The following is an 18,987-nucleotide window of genomic DNA, read 5'->3' as shown; positions in this document are numbered from 1 at the left end:
TTTGCTCATGACGGACGGTGCTTCGGAGGCAACTGGGTGAAGGCGTTCAAGATAATCGCGGCTCTCTTGTTGGCATGGCCGGCGACCGGATTACCTGCCGAAAATCCCGGGTTAACCGCCGACCAGGTTCGCGTGCTTGAGAGCGTGCGTGTACTGGCGCTTGCATACACGCAGAATCTTCCCAACTTCATCTGCACCCAGATCACCCAGCGCGAAGCCCAGGACCAGATCAACTTCGGCATGTCGCTCAATGGCGCGAGTTCTTCACGAGGCGGAACCGGGTTGGCCGGCGCGCCCCATTCCCAGACAGCCATGCATGACGTGATCGAAGAGCGGCTGACATTCTTCGATCAGATGGAGCACTACGAAGTGGTCGCGGTGAATGGCAAGAAAGCAGCGGGGCAAAAGCACATGGACTTTGCGGGCGCCATCAGCGCGGGCGAATTTGGCAGCGCGCTGCGGAACCTCTACGATCCGCGCTCGCGCGCGGATTTTTCATGGGAAAAGGCGACGAGCTTGAACGGCCGCAGCGTGAACGTCTTCAAGTTTTACGTGCCCAGCCAGAACGGCACGATCGTAATGCACCGGGAATCGGACCAGAAGATCCTGGTGGCATCCTCGGGACGGCTTTTCGTGGACAGCAAAACGTTCGAAGTTGCGCGCATCAGTTCAGCGCTGGAACTGCCGGTCGATTTCCCGATCAAGATGGCAACAATTGAGGTCACGTACAGGCCCGTTGAAATTGCCGGCAAAGCCTACAACCTACCCAGCCTCTCCGAGGTGCGCGTGAAAGACAGCACGCGCCTCTACGTAAACGAGATCGAATTCAAGAACTACCACAAGTTTGCCGTGGAATCGACGATTCATTACGACAGCCAATCGCCGGCGCCGAAAGAGTGACGACACCGCTTCACTGCTTCGGGGCTCCTGAATCGCTTCCGTGCGTTGTGTCGGGTGAGTCTGCGCCACGTAGCGATTCCGAATCGAGCGCGTGCTCCTCGCGGTAGTGTTCTACCGGCATCTTGCCGTCCCACCAGGCCCAGTTCATCGGGTAAATATCGGGATCGAAGAAGACCTGGTAGAAGTGCCAGACGAGAATCGCAAGGGTCGCGAGGATAGCCTCGTAAAAGTGCACGGCAGTGGCCACATCGACCCACCAGCGGGCCAGCAGGTTGCCGACCCACACCTTGGCCCACATCATGATGCCGGTGATGCCCATCAGGGCGGTGCCCCATACGAGCGCCCAGTACTCGGCCTTTTCGCCATACGTGAAGCGGCCGAATTGCGGCTTCTTCTTGCTGAGGCCGAGGTAATAGAGCATGGCGCCGAGAGCATCCTTTCCATCTTTCGGGCGCGGCGCAATGTCGCGGAGCATCCTGCGCCCTTCCTGCGCGATGGCGAGATAGAAGACGTGATAGAAGCCGGCGGCAATGAGCACGACTCCGGCAATGCGATGGACGATGCTGCGCAGGTGTTCGCCCATGCCGAGGAGTTCGGCAAACCAGGAATCGGGGAACTTGAGCGCAAACCCGGTCATGACCAGGATGATGAAACTGCTGAGAAGGATCAGATGCTGCCAGCGCTGGTTGGTGCTCATGCGCTGCATCATGGGGTTCTGCATGTGTCGCCGAGCGGCGGCCTTGCTGCGCCAGATGATGAAGTTGTGTACAAACATGGCGCCAATGACGGCGAGGATGAGAACAATGTAGAAGATGCGCACCCAGCGCGTGATGACCGACCCGATGTCTTTGGGGTGAACGCCGTCGGCCATGTGTACGGGTGTGAGAGTGAACTTCTGCGTAACGCCCTTGTGACACCTGCCGCAGGTGGCGCCGAGGTTGGCCTTGTTGATGGTAGAGTGTGGATCGCTCGAGGGCAGAATGTTGTGGACGCCATGGCAACTCGAGCAGTTTGCAGCGACCACGGAGCCGCCTTCTGCCGCGAGACCGTGGTAGCTATCCATATACGTGGAGACGCGATTGCCCGGAAGGCCGAACTCGCTGGAGAGACGTACTCCTTCGTGACACCGGGCGCAGGTGTCCCGCGAGAGATTCTTCTCGGACACGGGTGAATTAGGATCGGTATGCGCCTTGATGGAATGAATGCCGTGGCAATCTGTGCAGACAGGCGAGAGGTTGTTTCCCCGCGCGATGGCCTGGCCGTGAATGCTTTGATTGAAGGCCTGCGTGATCTCGGCGTGGCACTTGCCGCAGGTGGCGGGGACATTGAATTTCGAGATGGGGGACTCGGCGTCGTTCGCGGGGCTGATGGCATGCGCGCCATGGCAGTCGGTACAGACGGCAGCTTTGGTTGAGCCTTTTTCAGTGGCACGGCCGTGCACGCTGTCCTGGTATGAGAGGAATGGCTGCGTGGTTTCGCCGTTTGACTCCATCAGGAATTTCTGACCGTGGCAGCGTCCGCAGGTATAGGGAATGTTGGCGTGATTCACCGGCGAATCGGGATCGCCGCCGGCCAACACCTGGTGCGCGTTCCCGTGACAATCCTGGCAATTGGCCGCGCTTTTGCCGGCGGCGGTGATCTTCGCATGGGTGCTGTGCGCGTAAGCGTCCTTTGCGTCGGCATGGCAACCGGCGCAGAGGACCTTTTGCGGCGGCGTGTCGTGCGCCAGGCTCTTCACGTCCTTGTGGCAGTCGACGCACGCCAGCTTCATGGAGTTGTGGATGGAGCGCTTGAGCTTTTTTGCGTCGACAAACAGAGAGACTGACTTGCCGTTGATGTCGGTCGTGAGCGTCGGATCGCCGTGGCAGGTCAGGCAATCTTCATCTTTCAGCTTGTGTTGGGCGCGAATGGGGAGGGCCGAGCCCAGCAGAAAGAATGCGAGCGTACAGAGCAGGATTCTGCTGGAAACTTTCACGCTATTGAGGAGACGCCTGCGGCGATGCGCGTGCCGTGACAGGAGTCACAAGTCGATAGGAGACGCATCACAGCAAATAGTCCCGGCGTGATGGGGAGGGCATGACTGAAGGCATGCCCTGATATGATCCGCTCCCTGATTATTCGAAATACGCAGTCAGCGTCAGGACCAGGAGGGTGAGGCCGATGAATATCGCCGTAAATCCGACGATGCGCGAGCCGTTGACGAACCACAGAGCCGGCGCTGTGCCGAGGCGCTGCTCAAGTTTGCCTTCGCGGACCATGCGTGCGTATTCCTGGGGGCGCTTGTGCTTGAATTCTTCTTCGCTCTCGACGCCCGTAAAGATCACCATGTCCATCGGAAAGCTGTCTGGACGCAGGTGCGTGTTGACGAAGTGAATGGAAAAGATGAAGAGAATGGCGAGCAGGCCCTCTTCGCTATGAATGACAAGGGCGGCGTTGAGCGCCCAGCCGGGAAGGAAGCGTGCAAAGAACGGCGCGAACCACATCGCGTAGCCGGAGAAGCCGATCACGATCATTCCCCAGAAGACCGCCCAGTAGTCGAATTTTTCCCAGTAAGCGTAGCGCTCGAATTGCGGCTTGGGGCCCAGGCCGACCATCCAGCGCATATGGTTGAACATGTCTTTCGCATCTTTCCAGTTGGCGACCATCGAAGTCGCGCCCCAGAAGATGCCCTTTTCGCGGTGCAGGAGGCCGCGGGTGAAGATCTCTTTCACGTGAATTAGAAATGCAATGGTGAGTACGAGGGCACAGAATTTATGAAAGAAGAGGATGGCTCCGAAACCGCCGACAGCGCCGGCCAAACCGCGCGCCCAGATGCTTTCGCTGAAGCGCAGGGGCAGTCCCGTCCCAGCGAGGCCCAGGAACGTGCTGAACAGCACGAGATGAAGGTAGCGCTGCTCGCGGGTGAAGCGGTTGAAAAAGCGGCCCGCGGTCGTTATTTGCGCCTGGTCTTCAGCCGGCGCCAGTTCAAGATCAGGCATCTTTGCCTCCATTTGCCGACTTTTTCCTGACCTGGTCGAATCGGGAACGAATCAGCCACAGAATGGTGTGAATCACGAAGAACGTAAGCACGCTGACCAGCAGCAGGTTCATAAACAGGCGCACGAAGTAGAGAGCCGGATTGAGGTGCCGGTCATGCGCATTGGCGTGCGGCTGATATTGCACGAAGCTCAGATTCGCGCCGGCGTGGCAGCGGCCGCAGGTCTTTACCAGGTTGGCCTTGTTGACGGGCGAGCGTGGATCTGATGCGGGGTAAATCTCGTGCGCTCCGTGGCAGTCCCAGCAGCGCGCTGTTTCCACGTAGCCGCCGAGCGAACCAAGCTGCGAGTGGAACGTGTCGCGGTAAGTGGAGAGTTTCTCTTTGTGGCAGGATCCGCAGATCGGCGTCGACTGCATCCGGAATTCGGATTCTGTCGGCTGCAGGATCGCGTGCGCAGTGTGGCAATCGGTACAGACAGGCGCCTTCAAATTGCCCGAAGCGACAGCGTGGCCATGGGCGCCGCCCTGGTAGTCGTCGTTGATTTTGGCGTGGCATGTGCCGCAAGTTTTGGGGATGTTCGCCTTGTAGGTCGAACTGGCTGGATTGTTGTGACTAAGAATCCCATGCGATCCGTGGCAGCTCTGGCAGTTGGCTGCAACAAGCAGGCCTTCTTTGCTAAGCGCAAAGCCATGGATCGAATCCATGTAGTGCGGATAGACGCTTGACAAACCCTTCTTGTTCGCCATGGCGCCATCGCTGTGGCACTGGCCGCAGGTCTTGGGCACGTTGAGCGGGTAGACGGCGGAGCGGGCGTCGGTCTTGGGAAATATCTCATGCGCGTTGCCGTGGCAGCTCGTGCAGGGATGATCCTTTGAAGACGAGTGCACGCTGGCGGTGAGCTTCGAAGCTTCTTCAGCGTGGCAGGTTTTGCAGTCGACCTTGGCAATGTGATCAGGATGCGGGTATTGCTTGATGTCGGCATGGCAGTTGTTGCATTGCAGGCTTCCGTGCATGCTGGCGCTGAACTTGTCGCCATCGACGGCGATGCTGTGACCGGCTGCGTCCTGCATGGTCTTGTCGCCATGACAAGCCAGGCAATCCGCTTGCGCGGCCAGCCGGTGCGGCATAGCGAGCAGGAACAGGGCCAGGAAGCCGAGCGTCGCGGCCCGATGCCGTCGAGCGGTCTGGAACAAGCCGAAAAACCAGTCGGCTGTGCCCACAACAATAGCAATGAAGAACGAAACAATGCGTGCGGCTTTGGTCATGCGGCCGTATCTTCCTCCATGGTGCGTGAGCAGTTGCATTTGCGCACATGGCTTCCCCATAGCAGATTTCTCCGCTTCTTCGGAAAACTCTGGCGGGGATTGCACCTTTGAGAAGACTCTCTTTGCGCATCCGCTGGCAGTGATAGTTGTCACAACTGCAGGACTTATGGGATGTGTGGAAAGATATCCCTGTGTGACGCATGCCACTTCACAGTGCATTGCTGGACCGCGACTGCCAGAAATCGGTCTCCACCAGGGATTCTCAGATGCAAAATGGCAAACGGAACGCCAATCGCCGCGCAAGGAACCGGGGTACGATTGAGGTATGTCCCACTCTGAGACCGCTGCCGTCCCCGCCGAGGTCGCCAAAGCCGTCATGAATGACCCGATCGAGCTTGCCCGCCAACGCCTGATTGTTGCGCTCGATGTTCCCGATGCACGGTCGGCCATGCGCCTTGTCGCGGAACTCGAAGGTACCTGCAGATGGTTCAAGGTCGGGTTGGAGCTTTTTGTTGCAGCCGGCCCGGCAGTTCTGGAACCAATCGTTGCGCGCGGGCACAATGTGTTTCTCGATCTCAAACTGCACGATATTCCCAACACGGTTGCAGGGGCTGTTCGCTCGGCGGCAGGGCTTGGCGTGCGCATGCTGACCGTACATGCGGGCGGTGGTCCGGCCATGCTGGCCGCGGCAAAGAATGCGTTGGCTGGGGTTACGAATCCGCCGGAATTACTAGCTGTCACAGTTCTGACAAGCATGGATGCGGACCAGTTGCATGCGGTTGGCGTCGATTGCATGCCTTCTTTACAAGTCGAGACGCTGGCGAAGATGGGAATCGGCGCGGGCATTCGCGGCTTTGTTTGCTCGCCGCAGGAGGTGGCGGCGGTTCGATCCCTGACCGGGCCTGAGGGTGTGTTGGTCATCCCCGGGATTCGGCCGGCGGGAGCTGCGCTCGGCGATCAGAAACGTGTTGCGGGGCCTGCCGAAGCGTTGCGACTGGGCGCCAGCTACCTGGTCGTCGGACGGCCGATAACCCAGGCGCCAAACCCGGTAGAAGCGGCCAAGGCCATTCTGGAAGAGATGGCGGAAGCGATGTAGCGCCACCTGTGCTCGATGCGGCGGCATGCAGGGGAGGCTTCCGAACGGTCTCGAAGGTTAGAAAAACATCCCTCGGGGGATAAAGCAGGCTGCGGAAAAACCGGAATGAAATGGCGAATCGTCGAAAGAACCTCCCTCCGCGGCTAAGCCGACGTTGATTATGGTGCCTCTTACCGCACGGCTGAAGCCGTGCCCTTTCAAAGCAACGAGTTTCTCCGCAGCCTGTAAAGCCCGCACCTTCTTGGGTCAAGCTTTTGACATGATTGAAGTCCTACCCTGATGCAGACCATCCATCCGATACATGCCATCACGGCGGCGTCGATGCCCTGAGTGGGGTTGAAGCCTATCTTCCAGCGAAGTAAAGAGCGATATAGAAAGAAAAGCCCGGCGGTATGCCGGGCTTTCCCATCAGCTGAGAGTTATTCCAGGACTTAAAGTTTTTCGTAGAAGTCGCAGGCTGAGCAGGAGATATAGACTCCGCCCGGTACGCCGCGCTCGCGATCCTTTACGCGCTTGACGATGCGCGTCGGTTTGCTGCACTTGGGGCAGTCGGTGGACTTCGTCGTGTCCATTGCTTTCTTGCGGTCGCCGGTTTTGGCAATTTTGGCCATGGGTCGGGTGTTTCTCCTTTGAAGAGTGTCTCTGCACACACGCGCAAGATTGCTGCACGCGGCTTCAACGGCGCGGTCGATGAACTCACCCCTGCTTGCAATTTTGTTTGCGGGAGGCAGCCGGACTCGCTGCCTCCTAGTTTACATCAGGACTCAGTGCGGCGGGGTCGCGTCAGCCGACGGAGGCGCTGGGGTGGAGGAGGGCGCACTTGCGGGAGATTGCGACGAACTGCTTCCCTGGCCACCGGAGGGCTCTTGCGTGCCTGTGCTGCCGTTTGCAGGCTTGTCCCTGGAGGCATCCGGCTGCGTATCTTTCGCCTTGTCGGCTGCCTCAGCCGCCCTGGCCTGGTCGGCGCGCCGGGCCGCTTCGACATCGGGATAGTCATCCGGCTTCTGCTTGGGAAACTCGACCGGCTTCATGGCGCCAGGCTGATTCTGCCCCGCGTAGTCGGGCAGTTTCTCTCCTGGTGCCGTGAGCGTGGGCGGAGGCGCGGGGGCCTGCGTATCAGGATCGCGCTGGACATCGCCCATTTTGACCGTGTGGGCCGCGGCATCTGAAGCGACGAGGGGCGAGCCGTCTGTGCGCATCATGCCTTCAACTTCATCTTTGGTAAAGACAACGGGTTCTTCGCCTACTTTGGCGATCTCAACGCGAATAACGCGATTCCCGTTGATGCGGACGAACTCAACAGGCTTGGGAGGCGAGCCATATATCCACTCTTCGAAGGGCATCTGTCCTTCGATCTCGCGCACCTTGCGTTCGGGCTGGCCAAGGGCAAAGAGCACCATGTCGGTAGTCATGCCAACCATCACGTCGTGGCTCAGAATTGCGCTCTTGAGCTTGGCCGGAAGCGTATCAGTGAACGCCTCGATGGGCGTCTTGACGCCGAAGGAGATCAGGGGAGCGAGAAGCGCTTCAACCTCTGTACCGGTGAGTTCCGGGACGTGGCCTTTGAACTCCAGTGTGAGACGGGCGCCCGTGGCGGGGTTGCCGTCGTCCTGCACGACGGGATTCATCATGCCGCCGCCGCCCAGCTCGATGTGGCGCAGAAAGCGATGTTTCAGGTCGGGGCCGCCGTTCAGCTCGAAGATGATTTTGTTGTGGTCAAACTTGATGTCGGTAAGCACCACGCGGTCGCCGGGCTTTGCGCAGATTCCGAATTCCGTGACCATGTCGAGATAGGGCTCACCGGCGGGGATTAGCTTGCCGTTTGCCTCCAGTTTCAGGCCCTTGTGACCCATGGGAAAGGGACGCATGGCAAATCCCTGTTCGGCCTGCAGCACACGGATCAGTTCGCTCCTGGTCTTCGCATCCAGTTCAGACTGGGTGAGGGGAACATTGGTGGGCTTGATCTGGGCATAACGCCGGTCGACGGTGCCACCTAGACTTCCGTGGTTTGCTCCGCTATGCGTATCGATTGTGATGGCTTGTGCCGCTGCCAGGACGCCGGCGAAGGCCAAAGTCAGCACACAAGCGCCCGCTACGCCGTGGCGGCAAATTCCAGCAAAATGGCGAGGGATAACTACCGGAGAAGGGATGGTGGGCATTGGCCTGATCATGGGCGTCCTCCCATGGCCGCGCGTAGTGTTGTGCCAACAGTAGTTCTAATCAACCACAAAGGTCAAATCGAAGATATGAACCGGAGCAGGGGGTCTATGAGCCGGGCGCATTCAGCGAGTATCTTCGGGGTCGGCTGCTGGAGGCTCGGATGCGGGCTGGGCAGGCGCGGGTGGCGCGGCTACCGGAAGAATCTGGACCAGGGAGGGCGCCGGCGGTTCAGCGGCAGGGCCCAAAGCCGTCTCGTGCTGGCGGCGGGCAGCGGCATCCAGATCGACCGCGATACCGCCGGGAATGACGACTGGTGCGTTAAAGCGAAAATCGAGATCGCGCGTAACGCTGTAAACCACGTGAAATGCGACAAGAAGGACGAGGCAAGCGAACCAGCTTTCGTCGAGGCCGAAGCCGCCGCCGGTAAGCCAGAACGGCCCCATCGGGTTTCCCTCAATAATCGGAGAGTGGCTGCTGACGCCGCTGACCGTCAGCCCGAAGATAAGTGCCTGCGAGGCCTTCCAGCCAAAGTTGAGTCCCCAACTCACCCACAGGGCACGCGTCCGCAGATAAGCCGTCGTGAGCAGAAAGCTGAAGACGACAGAGATGGCGATGCTGGCATTCGTCGATCCCGGCTGCAAGGCGTGGACGATGGCATAAAACAGGGCGAAGCCAAACGCCGCACCCGATGACCCGACCACGGCAGCAAAACGTTGAAAGCCGTAACCTCGAAAAGCGACTTCTTCGCCAAGCGCGAGGAGCGCGAAGTAGGCTGCGTCTGCAACCAGCCATGGCCACGCGGATGGCTGGGTGGTGACGACGACGGCAATGCCGCCGATGACGACCATGGCGAGAACGCAGACGACCACTGCGCCCCAGCCCACTGCCATGCCAACGCCGGCCTCGCGTGTCCAGCCGGTGCGAAGAGGCAGGCCCTGCGCAGCGATCGACCCCGACTGCCGGTCGAAGAGGGAGCCAAAGGCGGCGTAACCGAGAATGAGGAACGTTGCCAATAGAAACTGCTCGATCAGAGGTTCCCAGGCAACGTGCTGAATGCGGATAGCGGCCCCGTGGGCGAAGGACCGCGCCACGAAGAAATAGAGGACCGCGGCGACGAATTCGAGATAGGCGCGCATCTTGCCGGCGCGTACAGGCGCACTCATCGCGGTCTCCCGTGAACTAGCGCATATGTGTTGACGATGGACATTGGGGATCGGCGACTATCGTGCGAGCGGCCGTGCTCGATGGCTTCTCGGAACGGCACGCGCACTAACTTTCTGTGTAGCACTGGGCGATGTTGCGGAACTTCAACTGCCGCGCTGCGATAAGCGCATCGACAGACATGGATTTCAACTCGGCGAGGTGCTTTTGGATCGCAGCGCCCACCAGTCCGGCTCCTACGGGATGATCGGTATGTACGCCGCCGGGCGGTTCGCTAATGATCTCGTCTACGCAACCAAGCGCGGCAACCTCCGGCGCAGAGATGCGCATGGCCTCGGCGGCTTGCTGTTTGTGCGCCGCGTCGCGCCACATGATGGCCGCGCAAGACTCCGGCGTAATCACGAAGTAGAGCGCATTTTCGAGAATCAGCACGCGATCGCTGACGGCCAGAGCCAAGGCCCCGCCCGATCCGCCTTCGCCGCTGATAATGGAAATTGTGGGCACCCGCAGCCGCGCCATCTCGCGGATGTTGCGAGCGATGGCTTCGGCCTGGCCGCGCTCCTCCGCGCCCAGTCCTGGATAAGCGCCCGGAAGATCGATCAGGCTGATGACGGGGCGGTTGAATTTCTCCGCGATTTTCATGCAGCGCAGCGCCTTGCGATAGCCTTCGGGATGCGGCATGCCGAAGTTGCGCTTGACACGCTCCTTGGTAGAGCCGCCTTTGCGGTTGGCGATCGCCAGCACCTCATCGTCGCCGAGGCGCGCCATGCCGCAAGCTATTGCGGCATCGTCGCCAAAAGCGCGATCCCCGTGAATCTCGCTGAAATCCGTGAAGATTCGCTCGATAAAGTCCATGGGATAGGGCCGCTGAGGATGGCGTGCCGTCTCAATTCTCTTCCACGCAGGTGAAACCGGCTGCGGGACGTCAGTGGAACCTGATGGTTGTTCGCTCATCGCTAGTCGGCAGCGGCTGGGACACGAGCGACCCTCCTGCCCCGCATGCTGCTCCTAGTGATTCTACGGGGCGGCGCTGCGTTGGACAAATCCTTGCTGGAATCAAAAGGTTAGATTGACGGCCGAACATGCACGCCGCCACCCTCCGATGCGCAGAGTATATTGCTTCTAGTCTTGCCGCACTCCTCAATTCACATGCTTCGAACGAAGGCAAAATGACCCAGACACGCAGAGATTTCCTCGCCGCCAGCGCGCTTGGAGCTTTGGGCGCAGCGCTTCCGCTTGATGCCCAGAGCAGCGCACAGACTCCCGCGTTACCCGCCAATCAGCAGACCCCAGGAGCGCCAACCGCATCCGGCACCGCGCCGCCAGTTGGACCCGAAGTGACCGCTGACACGTTTGCCGAAGCGGAGAAGCTGGTGCAGATCGAGATGTCGCCGGCCGACCGCTCGGAGGCCGCGGGCAACTGGCGCCAAGCGATGGCGCGGCTCTATGAACGCCGAACCGGCCCGCGCACGTTGGCACTGGAGGAAGGCCTTGCGCCGGCGACGGTCTGGAACCCGATGCTGCCCGGCGTGCAGGCCGGAAAATCCGGCACGGCAGGAAACCATTTCGTAATCGGCGAAGGGGTGCACGTTCCCTTGCCCGCCAACGAGGAGAACATCGCCTACGCATCCGTTCCCCAACTTGGCCGATGGATCAAGTCGCGCGTCATTACATCGGAGCGATTGACGCAGATTTATCTAGGCAGGCTCGAAAAGTTCAATCCGAAGCTGCACTGCGTGATTACGCTGACGCGCGATCACGCGCTGGAGCAGGCGCGGCAGGCGGACGCGGAGATTGCGGCGGGGAAATATCGCGGACCTCTGCACGGAATTCCATGGGGGGCGAAGGACCTGCTGGACACAGCCGGCATTCCGACGACGTATGGTGCAGAGCCCTACCGTGATCGCGTTCCGAAAAAAGACAGCGCGGTGGTGGAGCGGTTGAATGCGGCAGGTGCTGTACTGGTGGCAAAGCTGAGCCTCGGTGCGCTGGCCTTGAACGACATCTGGTTCGGCGGACAGACAATGAATCCGTGGCTGCCCGAAGAAGGCGCATCCGGATCGAGCGCCGGGCCGGGCGCGGCAACGGCGGCAGGGCTGGTTGGATTCGCCATTGGCAGCGAGACCGGTGGCAGCATCGTGAGCCCTTCGATGCGCTGCGGCGTTACCGGACTGCGGCCGACCTATGGACGCGTTGCGCGTACCGGTGCAATGACGCTGTGCTGGTCGCTGGACAAACTGGGGCCGATGGCGCGGTACGTGGAAGATACCATCGTTGTGCTTAACGCAATCTCCGGGCCGGATGCGGGTGATGTCGCAAGCGTTCCGAGTACCCTGGCCTTCGATGCGAATGCCAAGGTTGCCGGCCTGCGGGTCGGCTACTTCCCTGCCTGGATGAAGGAGACGCCAGCGACGGATGTGGATCGCGCAGCGCTGGATGTGGTCAAGAAACTCGGCATGGAACTGGTAGAAGTTTCTCTTCCCGACTGGCCTTACGACTCACTCAACCTCATTCTCTTTGCGGAAGGCGCCGCGGCCTTCGAGGAGCTGACGCTCGCGCACAAGGAGGCCGAATTAAAAGCGCAGGTACCCGATGCGTGGCCGAATACTTTTCGCCAGTCGCGCTTCCTTTCGGCGGTGGATTTTGTCCAGGCCGACCGCATGCGACGCAAGGTTGCCATGGAAATGGTGCGCGTGTTCTCTCAGGTTGATTTGTTGCTGGTGCCGTCACTGCGCGACGAGATTCTGGTCATCACCAACAACACTGGGCATCCCTCGCTTACATTGCGCGCCGGATTCGTCGAAGTGTCAGAGGCACGCAGCGACTGGGCTCCCGATCCGCAGCATCCGTTGCCGAAGTTTTCGCCGCCACGCAGGGTGCCACATGGGGTGACGCTGATCGGCAGGCTTTTCGATGAGGGGACTTTGTGCGAAGCGGGAATCGCGCTGGAGAGAGCCTTCGGAGTTGCGGGGGAACGGCCGGCGGGGTTCTGAATAATATAGCCGTCAGCTCTCAGCTTTCAGCCCGAACCTCGGGCTACCGAGGTTTCCTCGAGCCGCTTCCCGGCTGAGGCGCGCGCTTTTTGATCCCGGCCCTTTCGATCTTTTGCTCGCGGGCCTTGCTGTATGCGCGCCAGAAGGCGTGAGCAGTCACCGGTCCAAGGTCAGGCGCATGCGGGTGCTGCTCTTTGTGGAAGACGTGCGCGTAGAGCATGGGACCTAGCAGCAGCGCCATAGCGGCCTCGAGATCCAGATTGCCAGGCAGCAGGCCCCGCGCGATGCCGCGCCTCAGCACGCGCTTCAGACACTGCCGCGGCGGCTCCATGACACGATGCCGCCATGCCTTTCCGAACTCTGGATGAACGGCGGAATAGGCGATGAGCGTGGGCATCATGCGATTGCGCGCGTCGTCGAATTTGTCGGGAAGCTTGCGCGTGAGCACGGTCGTCAGGTCACGCTGCAGGTCGCCGGTGTCGACGTCTTCCGGCTCCCGATCAAGGCCGTTCAACATCAGCATCACTTCCAGCAGCAACGCTTCCTTGTCGACCCAGTGGTTGTAGATGGTCGCCTTGCTTACGCCCGAGGCCTGCGCGATGGCGTCCATGCTGGTGGCCTCGATGCCACGCTCGGCAAACAGACCGAGCGCGGCATTGAGAACCTTTTCGTGTGCTTCGATACTGCGCGTGCGGGCCACGGCTAGGCTTCGATCTTCGAGAAGCGCCAGGCACCGACGATCAGGAGAATCGTGCCGACCACAATGAGTACGGCGAGATCGATGCTGATACCGAACGCCGGACGGAAGGAGGCCGCGCTGAGGAGCACCGAACGCATACCGTCGATGCCGTAGGAAAGCGGATCGAGGGCGGTGATGAAACCGAGGATTTTGCCCTGGTTGGTGAGCGGGAACATGGCTCCGGAGAGAAAGTAGATGGGAAGGACCAGGAAGTTCATGATGAGCTGAAATCCCTGCATGTCCTGAAGGCTGGAACCGAAGATCACTCCCAGCGCGGCGAAGAGTAAAGCGATAAGCACCATGAATCCGATGGCCACTGGAATGGCAAACCAGTTTGCCGGACGGAAGCCGGAGATGAGACAGATCGTCAAAACGAGCAGCCCCTGAATGACAGCTACCGTGCAGCCACCGAGGGTGCGGCCGATCATGATCTGGATGCGCGGCACCGGAGCCACCAGTGTCTCTTTAAGAAAGCCAAACTGGCGGTCCCACAGCAGGCCGAGGCCGGAGAAGATTGAAGAAAAGAGCACCGACATTCCAATTACTCCTGGAGCGATGAATTGGAAATAGCTACCATAGCCTGCACGCTTGAACACGGGATTGAGGCCAAACCCCAGTACAAGCAGGTAGAGCATAGGCTGCCCCAGGGATGCAACGATCTGCGCGCGCGAGCGCGTGTACCGCTTGAGCTCGCGCAGCCAGAGAATATAGATGGCACTCATCGACTACCTCCTTTGCTGCTGCCACATTTTGGCGAACTGACGCATCTGGTCAGTTGAGTTGGCGCTCTCGTCGCGGATGGTCGAGCCGGTCAGTTTGAGAAATGCGTCTTCGAGCGTCGCGGTGCCGGTCTGCTCCTTGATCTGCGCCGGAGTTCCCTGGGTGACCAGTTTGCCGTGATCGATAATGCCGATGCGATGCGCGACGCGGTCCGCCTCATCCATATAGTGCGTGGTGAGCATGACAGTCACGTTCTCAGATTCGTTGACACGCTTCACGTGATTCCAGAGCTGGTTGCGACTCTGCGGGTCAAGGCCGAGCGTTGGTTCATCGAGAAACAAAATCTTCGGCGTATGCAGAAAGCCACGGGCGATTTCGAGACGCCGCTTCATGCCGCCGGAAAATTTCTTCACCTGGTCGTTGCGGCGCTCCCAGAGTTCGAACAGTTTCAGGAGTTCTTCGGAGCGATGATGGCGCGTCTTGTGCGGAACATGATAGAGCACACCGTGGATTTCCATGTTCTCCCATGCGGTGAGGTCGCCGTCCAAGCTCGGGTCTTGAAAGACGATACCGAAGCGCTGGCGAACTTCGTTCTGATGCGTCTGCGGATCGAGGCCGTCGAGTTCGATGGCGCCGCTGGTGGGGCGCAAGAGCGTGGTGAGCATTTTGATGGTGGTGGTCTTCCCTGCTCCATTGGGGCCAAGGAAGGCGAATATCTCGCCGGCCGCAACGTCAAAGGAGACATCGTTGACGGCGGTGAACGTGCCGAATGTCTTTACGAGGTTTTGCACCCTGATCAAAGCGAGCGACCTCCCGGGGCGCGAGATTCAATACTGAACGGTTTAGTTCAGTTTGTCAATAGCTTGATTTCGTGGTTTTCGATAAGAATCGTGCGGCCTATTTGTTCGGCTTGACCGGCAATTCTTCTGAAGCCTTCCGCGAGTTAGCCACGCGAGCGGCCGATGCCGAGTCATCCTCCGTCTGCGCCGCTTCCCTTCCGGATCCTGCCTCTTTCTCAGTCGGAGTCGCGGGCGTTCCGGGTTTCTTCGCATCGACGCCCAGCATTGTCTGCAGGCGATAGCCGGCCTTATCCGCTGCGGCCGAGGCTTCATGCACCTTCGCATTCAGTGCGCGGACTTCGGACTTGTTCGGCGAGGGCTGGCCGGCGATGCTCAGCAACTCCGGCATCTGCAGCCACCACAGCAGTTCTTCATAGGGCTCGCAGACCACGTAGGTACTGTCTCCCGCGTCGTGCACTCCTGTCAGCCAGCGCACATCGGGGTCGGACCAGAGTTCGCGCGGAATGCCGCATACGATGGGCTCCGGAATTGCCGGCACAGCGGGCGTTGCCGGACGATCTAGGTCCTGCTCCACCTTCGGCTCGGCGATTGGTTTCGAATCGATTTCCGCCGGCGTCGCAGGCAACTTTGCTTTCTCAACGGTCTTTGCCCTGGCTATCTCTGCCTGTGCCAGAAGTACGACCTTGATCCGCGCGGCGGCACGCCAACCCGCTTCCCCTTCAAATCCGAGCGCGTTGAAGGATTCACCAAGTGGCTGACGCAGGCGCAAACGATCAAATGCTTCGAGCGCGATCTGTTCCGGTTTATTCGCGTTGATCGATTCGGCCAGCGTCTCCAGCGCGCACCACGCGATGATGGGAGCCCACATGGCGGTCGCAGTCAACTGCGGGCTGGGGCTGGGCAGCACGCGACGGGCGGCCGCGGTCCATGGCTGCGGGAACAGCGCTTCCACCACTGGAATCCGCATGGCGGCGGTAAGCCGTTCGCGGAACGCTGGGCCAAGCAATCCCGGCATCGTCAACTCACCCTGCCCACCGGTGCGCGTGCGCCATGCCTGCTGCGCGATGCGCACAAAGGCTTCACAGCGCTTCCACGCGAAATTGAACAGTTCGCTGCGCTTGCGATTCGCCTTGCGATCGATGGCGGCGCTCACGCTGCCGTTTCCGGCGGCGGTGCGCGGATGTTCGGCGAGATCTGACAAAAGGCGAATCGTGTCCTGATCGAGAAGTGACCGCAGCGCGTGGTACATCGGCTGCAATTCCATGTCGATGAGCGCATCGTCGAGGCTGCGCACACCGCGGCCGTTGAGCTGATCGCACAGCCGGTCCCACGGATACTCTGCCGAAGACCACTTCTCGTGCCAATCCATAAGGACATGGCATTGATAGGCATGCAGGTGGAAAGTTAGGCCGCGGTCCGAGAATTCATTCGCGCGGCGCAGGTATTCGAGACCTGTAAGCACGTCGCGGTAGGCGAGAATTGCGCCGGAATCTCCCGCGAATCCAAGCCCATCGCCAATTCGCCGCTGGCGCAGTTGCGCGTTGCCCTTGTCGGCGTAGGCGGCGGAGTTGTGGATGGTTCCGTGCGCCTCGCCGTAACGATTGTTGTAGACAATGAGCGCGCGCTCGTTGCCGGTGCGGTTGGAGTAGGCGAAGACATTCTCGTCGACCGAACCGGATGCTTCAAAGAAGTCGTAGAGGAGGAAGTTGTGGCTCTCCGCGAAAACCCAGCGGCGTTTCAGCAGCGGCGCAATCTCTCGCTCGTGGCGCTCAACGAGCCAGTGGTCCGGCGTCTCGTCGTAACGAGGGCGCTGGTACTCCATCCCGTACTTTTCGGTGAAACCTTCGATCTGGCCGTGCCCAAACATCGGCAATCCCGGCAGCGTGGCCATGAGGGCGGTCACCCCGAAGCATTTATCGCCCTTACCAAACTGGTCAATTGCTGTTCTTTCATCGGGATTACTCATGAAGTTAACGTAACGCTTCATGATGTCCGGATCGAATTCCAGGGTGTTCTTGATGACGGAACGGTATTCGGCATTCTTCTCGTCGCGCAGCATGTTCATGAAGGCGCTGTTGTAAACCCGATGCATGCCAAGAGTGCGGACGAAGTAGCCCTCCATCAGCCAGAAAGCCTCGGCCAGCAGCAGTGTGCCGGGCACCTCAGCGGCCACGCGATCGACAACCTCGCGCCAGAATTCGTGCGGCATGTGCCGGTTAAATTCCGCCTGGCTCATGCTGTACTCGGCACGCGACGGAATGGCGCCGCTAGATCCGGGCCCCGGAAACCAGAGCCGATGAAAGTGACGCTTGGCCAGCGTCATCGCAGCATCAAATCGAATCACGGGAAAGAGGCGCGCGACATAAAGGATGGTCTGGATCACCTGTTCGCGTACGGCGGCATTCAGATAGTCCAGTTGCGCGGTGTCGTTCCACGGAAAGCTGGTACCGTCGTTGCCGTGATAGATAAAGCGCGTATCGCCGGTCCACTTGTCGCGGCGGCGAAAGACCACTGCCGCGTCAGTCTGTTCGAAGTAGTGATCTTCGATTTTGATCTCCACGCGGCTGTCGTGCGAGAGGTCCGGTCCGTTGAAGCTGTATGCCGGATAGGGCGACTCATTGCGCGAGATAAACCACTCGGGATGTTCGATTACCCACGGCGAATCGATGCCCATGTGGTTCGGTACCATGTCGCTGGCGAGACGAATACCCTTGTGATAGCAGCGGTCGCGCAGCGTGATGTATGCCGATTCCCCGCCCAGGTCTTCGGCAATCTTGTAGTCAAAGAGCGAATAAGCCGAGGCCACCGCATCCTGATTGCCGCAAAGCTGCTTGATGGTTTTCGAAGCGCGGCTGCGTTCCCACACGCCGATCAGCCACAGCGAGTTGATGCCGCGATGGGCCAGCGTGGCCAGTTCCTCTTCGGGGATCTGATCGAGCCGGTGAAAGTGCCGGCCGTACTGTTTGCTCAACTGCGCCAGCCACACGTAGGTGCTCTTCGCGATCAGAACGGTATTCGGCATCCACGCAGTGTCGGGGCTGAACTTTTCGTACTCGTTCGCAGGATCGCCAAATGTGGGTACCTGCGATTCGCTTACGATGGACGGCCATTGCTGCGTTCCCTGCTCGCGGCGCCGGCGCGCGGCCTCTTCGGCGGCAGCGCGAGCGCGGGCAGCATCGGGATTGAATTGCATCCAGATGGCCAGCTCTTCCTCATGCAGAACCTCGCCGCCCATCATCAGAAGACGATCCATCGAGTCACCCAGCAGCGGGCGCCACAGTTTGCGGATCAGGGCCAGTTGCTCGCTGAGCGAGGCAGGCGCACCACTCACAGGCGCTCGCAGCAGGTCGAAGAGGCTGATCGCCGTCGCTCCTTCAACAGGGATCAGCGGACGCGTAGCAAAATACTGGGGAAGCTCCTGCGTCACCTGCTTGTAGACCGTCTTTTCTGCCAGTGGCTTGTCTTCAAATAGTTCTTCGAATTTTTTGAAAGCCTCGTTGCGATTGGCCGACCACAACAGGAGCAGCTCTTCGAGCGCCGCCTCGCGATGCGTCGTTTTGCCGGTCTTGCCGTTCAGCCATTGCCGCGGAGTCTCCTCGCCCCGCATCACGCTCTGGCCGGGAAAATGCTCCACGAACGTGAGCAGCATGGTGTCGAGTTCGCGCGTTCCCACGCGCCCCGCAAACCAGTCCAGCGCCGAGGTCATCACCTCGGGGTCAAACTGCTCGCGGTAGCGGGCCATCAGCACGTGGCTCGCCTCGTCGATCAGGCCCATGGCGAATAACTGCCCGGCGTGCACGGCCAGGTCGGGGTTCTTGTCGGCCTCGCGCACGAGATTCATCTGGTGCGCAAAGGCGCGGCAGGCCGCCACGTTGGCGAAAACCACGTTGCCATTGTAGGAAAAAAGCGACTCCGCGAACCTGTAGCGTTCCCGGGCCTTTCGCGAGATGTGGAACTCCATCATCTGAGTTTCAGCTCCCCTGCAAACAGCGTGCAAGACGTGGAATGTGAATTCCCACAGGCTGTTGTTTTCGTCGATATTCGAGCCATCCCGCTGCGACAAACCAGGCCAGAGAGTAAAGTAACACCTCGCGGCGACCGACTGCTTCTGTCAGTCGCGTAAACCTATCCCACTCATTGCGGCACGCAAGGCATCCCCCAACCGGCTGCCCGGCA

14 protein-coding genes are annotated in these 18,987 nt (G+C 60.1%); 3 read left to right on the top strand and 11 right to left on the bottom strand.

What is annotated here, in order from left to right; translation table 11 throughout:
- The first annotated feature begins 36 nt into the window (after positions 1-36).
- Positions 37-900: a hypothetical protein gene (locus WCA10_RS12570; protein WP_472822862.1), complete on the top strand. Its 864-nt coding sequence runs from the start codon at positions 37-39 to the stop codon at positions 898-900.
- Between the two features lie 10 nt (positions 901-910).
- Here the strand turns inward: WCA10_RS12570 and WCA10_RS12565 are convergent, their stop codons facing one another.
- The 3 genes from WCA10_RS12565 to WCA10_RS12555 all read right to left on the bottom strand — a co-directional run bounded on the left by WCA10_RS12565 (position 911) and on the right by WCA10_RS12555 (position 5,202).
- The gene (locus WCA10_RS12565) at positions 911-2,875 is read right to left on the bottom strand and encodes a cytochrome b/b6 domain-containing protein (RefSeq protein ID WP_472822861.1); all 1,965 of its coding nucleotides are present in this window, start codon (positions 2,873-2,875) and stop codon (positions 911-913) included.
- Between the two features lie 139 nt (positions 2,876-3,014).
- Complete coding sequence (locus WCA10_RS12560; protein ID WP_472822860.1) at positions 3,015-3,878, bottom strand: formate dehydrogenase subunit gamma; 864 nt, start codon at positions 3,876-3,878, stop codon at positions 3,015-3,017.
- The gene (locus WCA10_RS12555; RefSeq protein ID WP_472822859.1) at positions 3,871-5,202 is read right to left on the bottom strand and encodes a cytochrome c3 family protein; all 1,332 of its coding nucleotides are present in this window, start codon (positions 5,200-5,202) and stop codon (positions 3,871-3,873) included. The genes WCA10_RS12560 and WCA10_RS12555 overlap by 8 nt, the downstream gene beginning before the upstream one ends.
- A 265-nt stretch (positions 5,203-5,467) precedes the next feature.
- On the opposite strand from WCA10_RS12555, the gene pyrF reads away from it, so the two are divergent.
- Positions 5,468-6,238 carry an orotidine-5'-phosphate decarboxylase gene (pyrF, locus tag WCA10_RS12550; protein WP_472822858.1) on the top strand — a complete coding sequence of 257 codons (771 nt, stop codon included), beginning with the start codon at positions 5,468-5,470 and terminating at the stop codon, positions 6,236-6,238.
- A gap of 431 nt (positions 6,239-6,669) precedes the next feature.
- On the opposite strand, the gene WCA10_RS12545 is transcribed toward pyrF, so the two are convergent.
- The 4 genes from WCA10_RS12545 to WCA10_RS12530 form a co-directional block, all read right to left on the bottom strand.
- The gene (locus WCA10_RS12545) at positions 6,670-6,849 is read right to left on the bottom strand and encodes an Rcat domain-containing protein (RefSeq protein ID WP_348261564.1); all 180 of its coding nucleotides are present in this window, start codon (positions 6,847-6,849) and stop codon (positions 6,670-6,672) included.
- A 153-nt stretch (positions 6,850-7,002) separates the two neighbouring features.
- A complete protein-coding gene (locus WCA10_RS12540; RefSeq protein ID WP_472822857.1) occupies positions 7,003-8,409 on the bottom strand; it encodes a hypothetical protein in 1,407 nt (468 codons plus the stop codon).
- A gap of 111 nt (positions 8,410-8,520) precedes the next feature.
- Positions 8,521-9,561 (bottom strand): lysostaphin resistance A-like protein, encoded by a 1,041-nt coding sequence (locus WCA10_RS12535; protein ID WP_472822856.1) that lies wholly within the window; start codon positions 9,559-9,561, stop codon positions 8,521-8,523.
- A gap of 106 nt (positions 9,562-9,667) precedes the next feature.
- Complete coding sequence (locus WCA10_RS12530; RefSeq protein WP_472822855.1) at positions 9,668-10,513, bottom strand: acetyl-CoA carboxylase carboxyltransferase subunit alpha; 846 nt, start codon at positions 10,511-10,513, stop codon at positions 9,668-9,670.
- 215 nt (positions 10,514-10,728) lie between these two features.
- Between WCA10_RS12530 and WCA10_RS12525 the strand changes: the two genes are divergently transcribed.
- Positions 10,729-12,552 carry an amidase gene (locus WCA10_RS12525; RefSeq protein ID WP_472822854.1) on the top strand — a complete coding sequence of 608 codons (1,824 nt, stop codon included), beginning with the start codon at positions 10,729-10,731 and terminating at the stop codon, positions 12,550-12,552.
- A gap of 43 nt (positions 12,553-12,595) precedes the next feature.
- Here the strand turns inward: WCA10_RS12525 and WCA10_RS12520 are convergent, their stop codons facing one another.
- From WCA10_RS12520 to WCA10_RS12505, 4 genes are all read right to left on the bottom strand, one after another.
- Positions 12,596-13,252: a TetR/AcrR family transcriptional regulator gene (locus WCA10_RS12520; protein ID WP_472822853.1), complete on the bottom strand. Its 657-nt coding sequence runs from the start codon at positions 13,250-13,252 to the stop codon at positions 12,596-12,598.
- A gap of 2 nt (positions 13,253-13,254) precedes the next feature.
- Complete coding sequence (locus tag WCA10_RS12515) at positions 13,255-14,013, bottom strand: ABC transporter permease (RefSeq protein WP_472822852.1); 759 nt, start codon at positions 14,011-14,013, stop codon at positions 13,255-13,257.
- A 3-nt stretch (positions 14,014-14,016) separates the two neighbouring features.
- Positions 14,017-14,802 carry an ABC transporter ATP-binding protein gene (locus WCA10_RS12510; RefSeq protein ID WP_472822949.1) on the bottom strand — a complete coding sequence of 262 codons (786 nt, stop codon included), beginning with the start codon at positions 14,800-14,802 and terminating at the stop codon, positions 14,017-14,019.
- Positions 14,803-14,908: 106 nt separating this feature from the next.
- The gene (locus tag WCA10_RS12505; RefSeq protein ID WP_472822851.1) at positions 14,909-18,775 is read right to left on the bottom strand and encodes an alpha-amylase family glycosyl hydrolase; all 3,867 of its coding nucleotides are present in this window, start codon (positions 18,773-18,775) and stop codon (positions 14,909-14,911) included.
- Positions 18,776-18,987 lie beyond the last annotated feature (212 nt).

It is taken from the genome of Occallatibacter sp., from assembly GCF_049582745.1.
Lineage (GTDB): Bacteria > Acidobacteriota > Terriglobia > Terriglobales > Acidobacteriaceae > Telmatobacter.
Note: the sequence above shows the minus strand (reverse complement) of the source record. Positions and strands in the feature narration are given on the sequence as shown.

What these genes read in the sequence shown, in the direction of transcription:
- WCA10_RS12535 (WP_472822856.1), bottom strand. Translation starts at nt 9,561, where the DNA reads ATGAGTGCGCCTGTACGCGCCGGCAAGATGCGCGCCTATCTCGAATTC.
- WCA10_RS12545 (WP_348261564.1), bottom strand. Translation starts at nt 6,849, where the DNA reads ATGGCCAAAATTGCCAAAACCGGCGACCGCAAGAAAGCAATGGACACG.
- WCA10_RS12525 (WP_472822854.1), top strand. Translation starts at nt 10,729, where the DNA reads ATGACCCAGACACGCAGAGATTTCCTCGCCGCCAGCGCGCTTGGAGCT.
- WCA10_RS12560 (WP_472822860.1), bottom strand. Translation starts at nt 3,878, where the DNA reads ATGCCTGATCTTGAACTGGCGCCGGCTGAAGACCAGGCGCAAATAACG.
- WCA10_RS12515 (WP_472822852.1), bottom strand. Translation starts at nt 14,013, where the DNA reads ATGAGTGCCATCTATATTCTCTGGCTGCGCGAGCTCAAGCGGTACACG.
- WCA10_RS12540 (WP_472822857.1), bottom strand. Translation starts at nt 8,409, where the DNA reads ATGATCAGGCCAATGCCCACCATCCCTTCTCCGGTAGTTATCCCTCGC.
- WCA10_RS12530 (WP_472822855.1), bottom strand. Translation starts at nt 10,513, where the DNA reads ATGAGCGAACAACCATCAGGTTCCACTGACGTCCCGCAGCCGGTTTCA.
- WCA10_RS12505 (WP_472822851.1), bottom strand. Translation starts at nt 18,775, where the DNA reads ATGATGGAGTTCCACATCTCGCGAAAGGCCCGGGAACGCTACAGGTTC.
- pyrF (WP_472822858.1), top strand. Translation starts at nt 5,468, where the DNA reads ATGTCCCACTCTGAGACCGCTGCCGTCCCCGCCGAGGTCGCCAAAGCC.
- WCA10_RS12555 (WP_472822859.1), bottom strand. Translation starts at nt 5,202, where the DNA reads ATGGGGAAGCCATGTGCGCAAATGCAACTGCTCACGCACCATGGAGGA.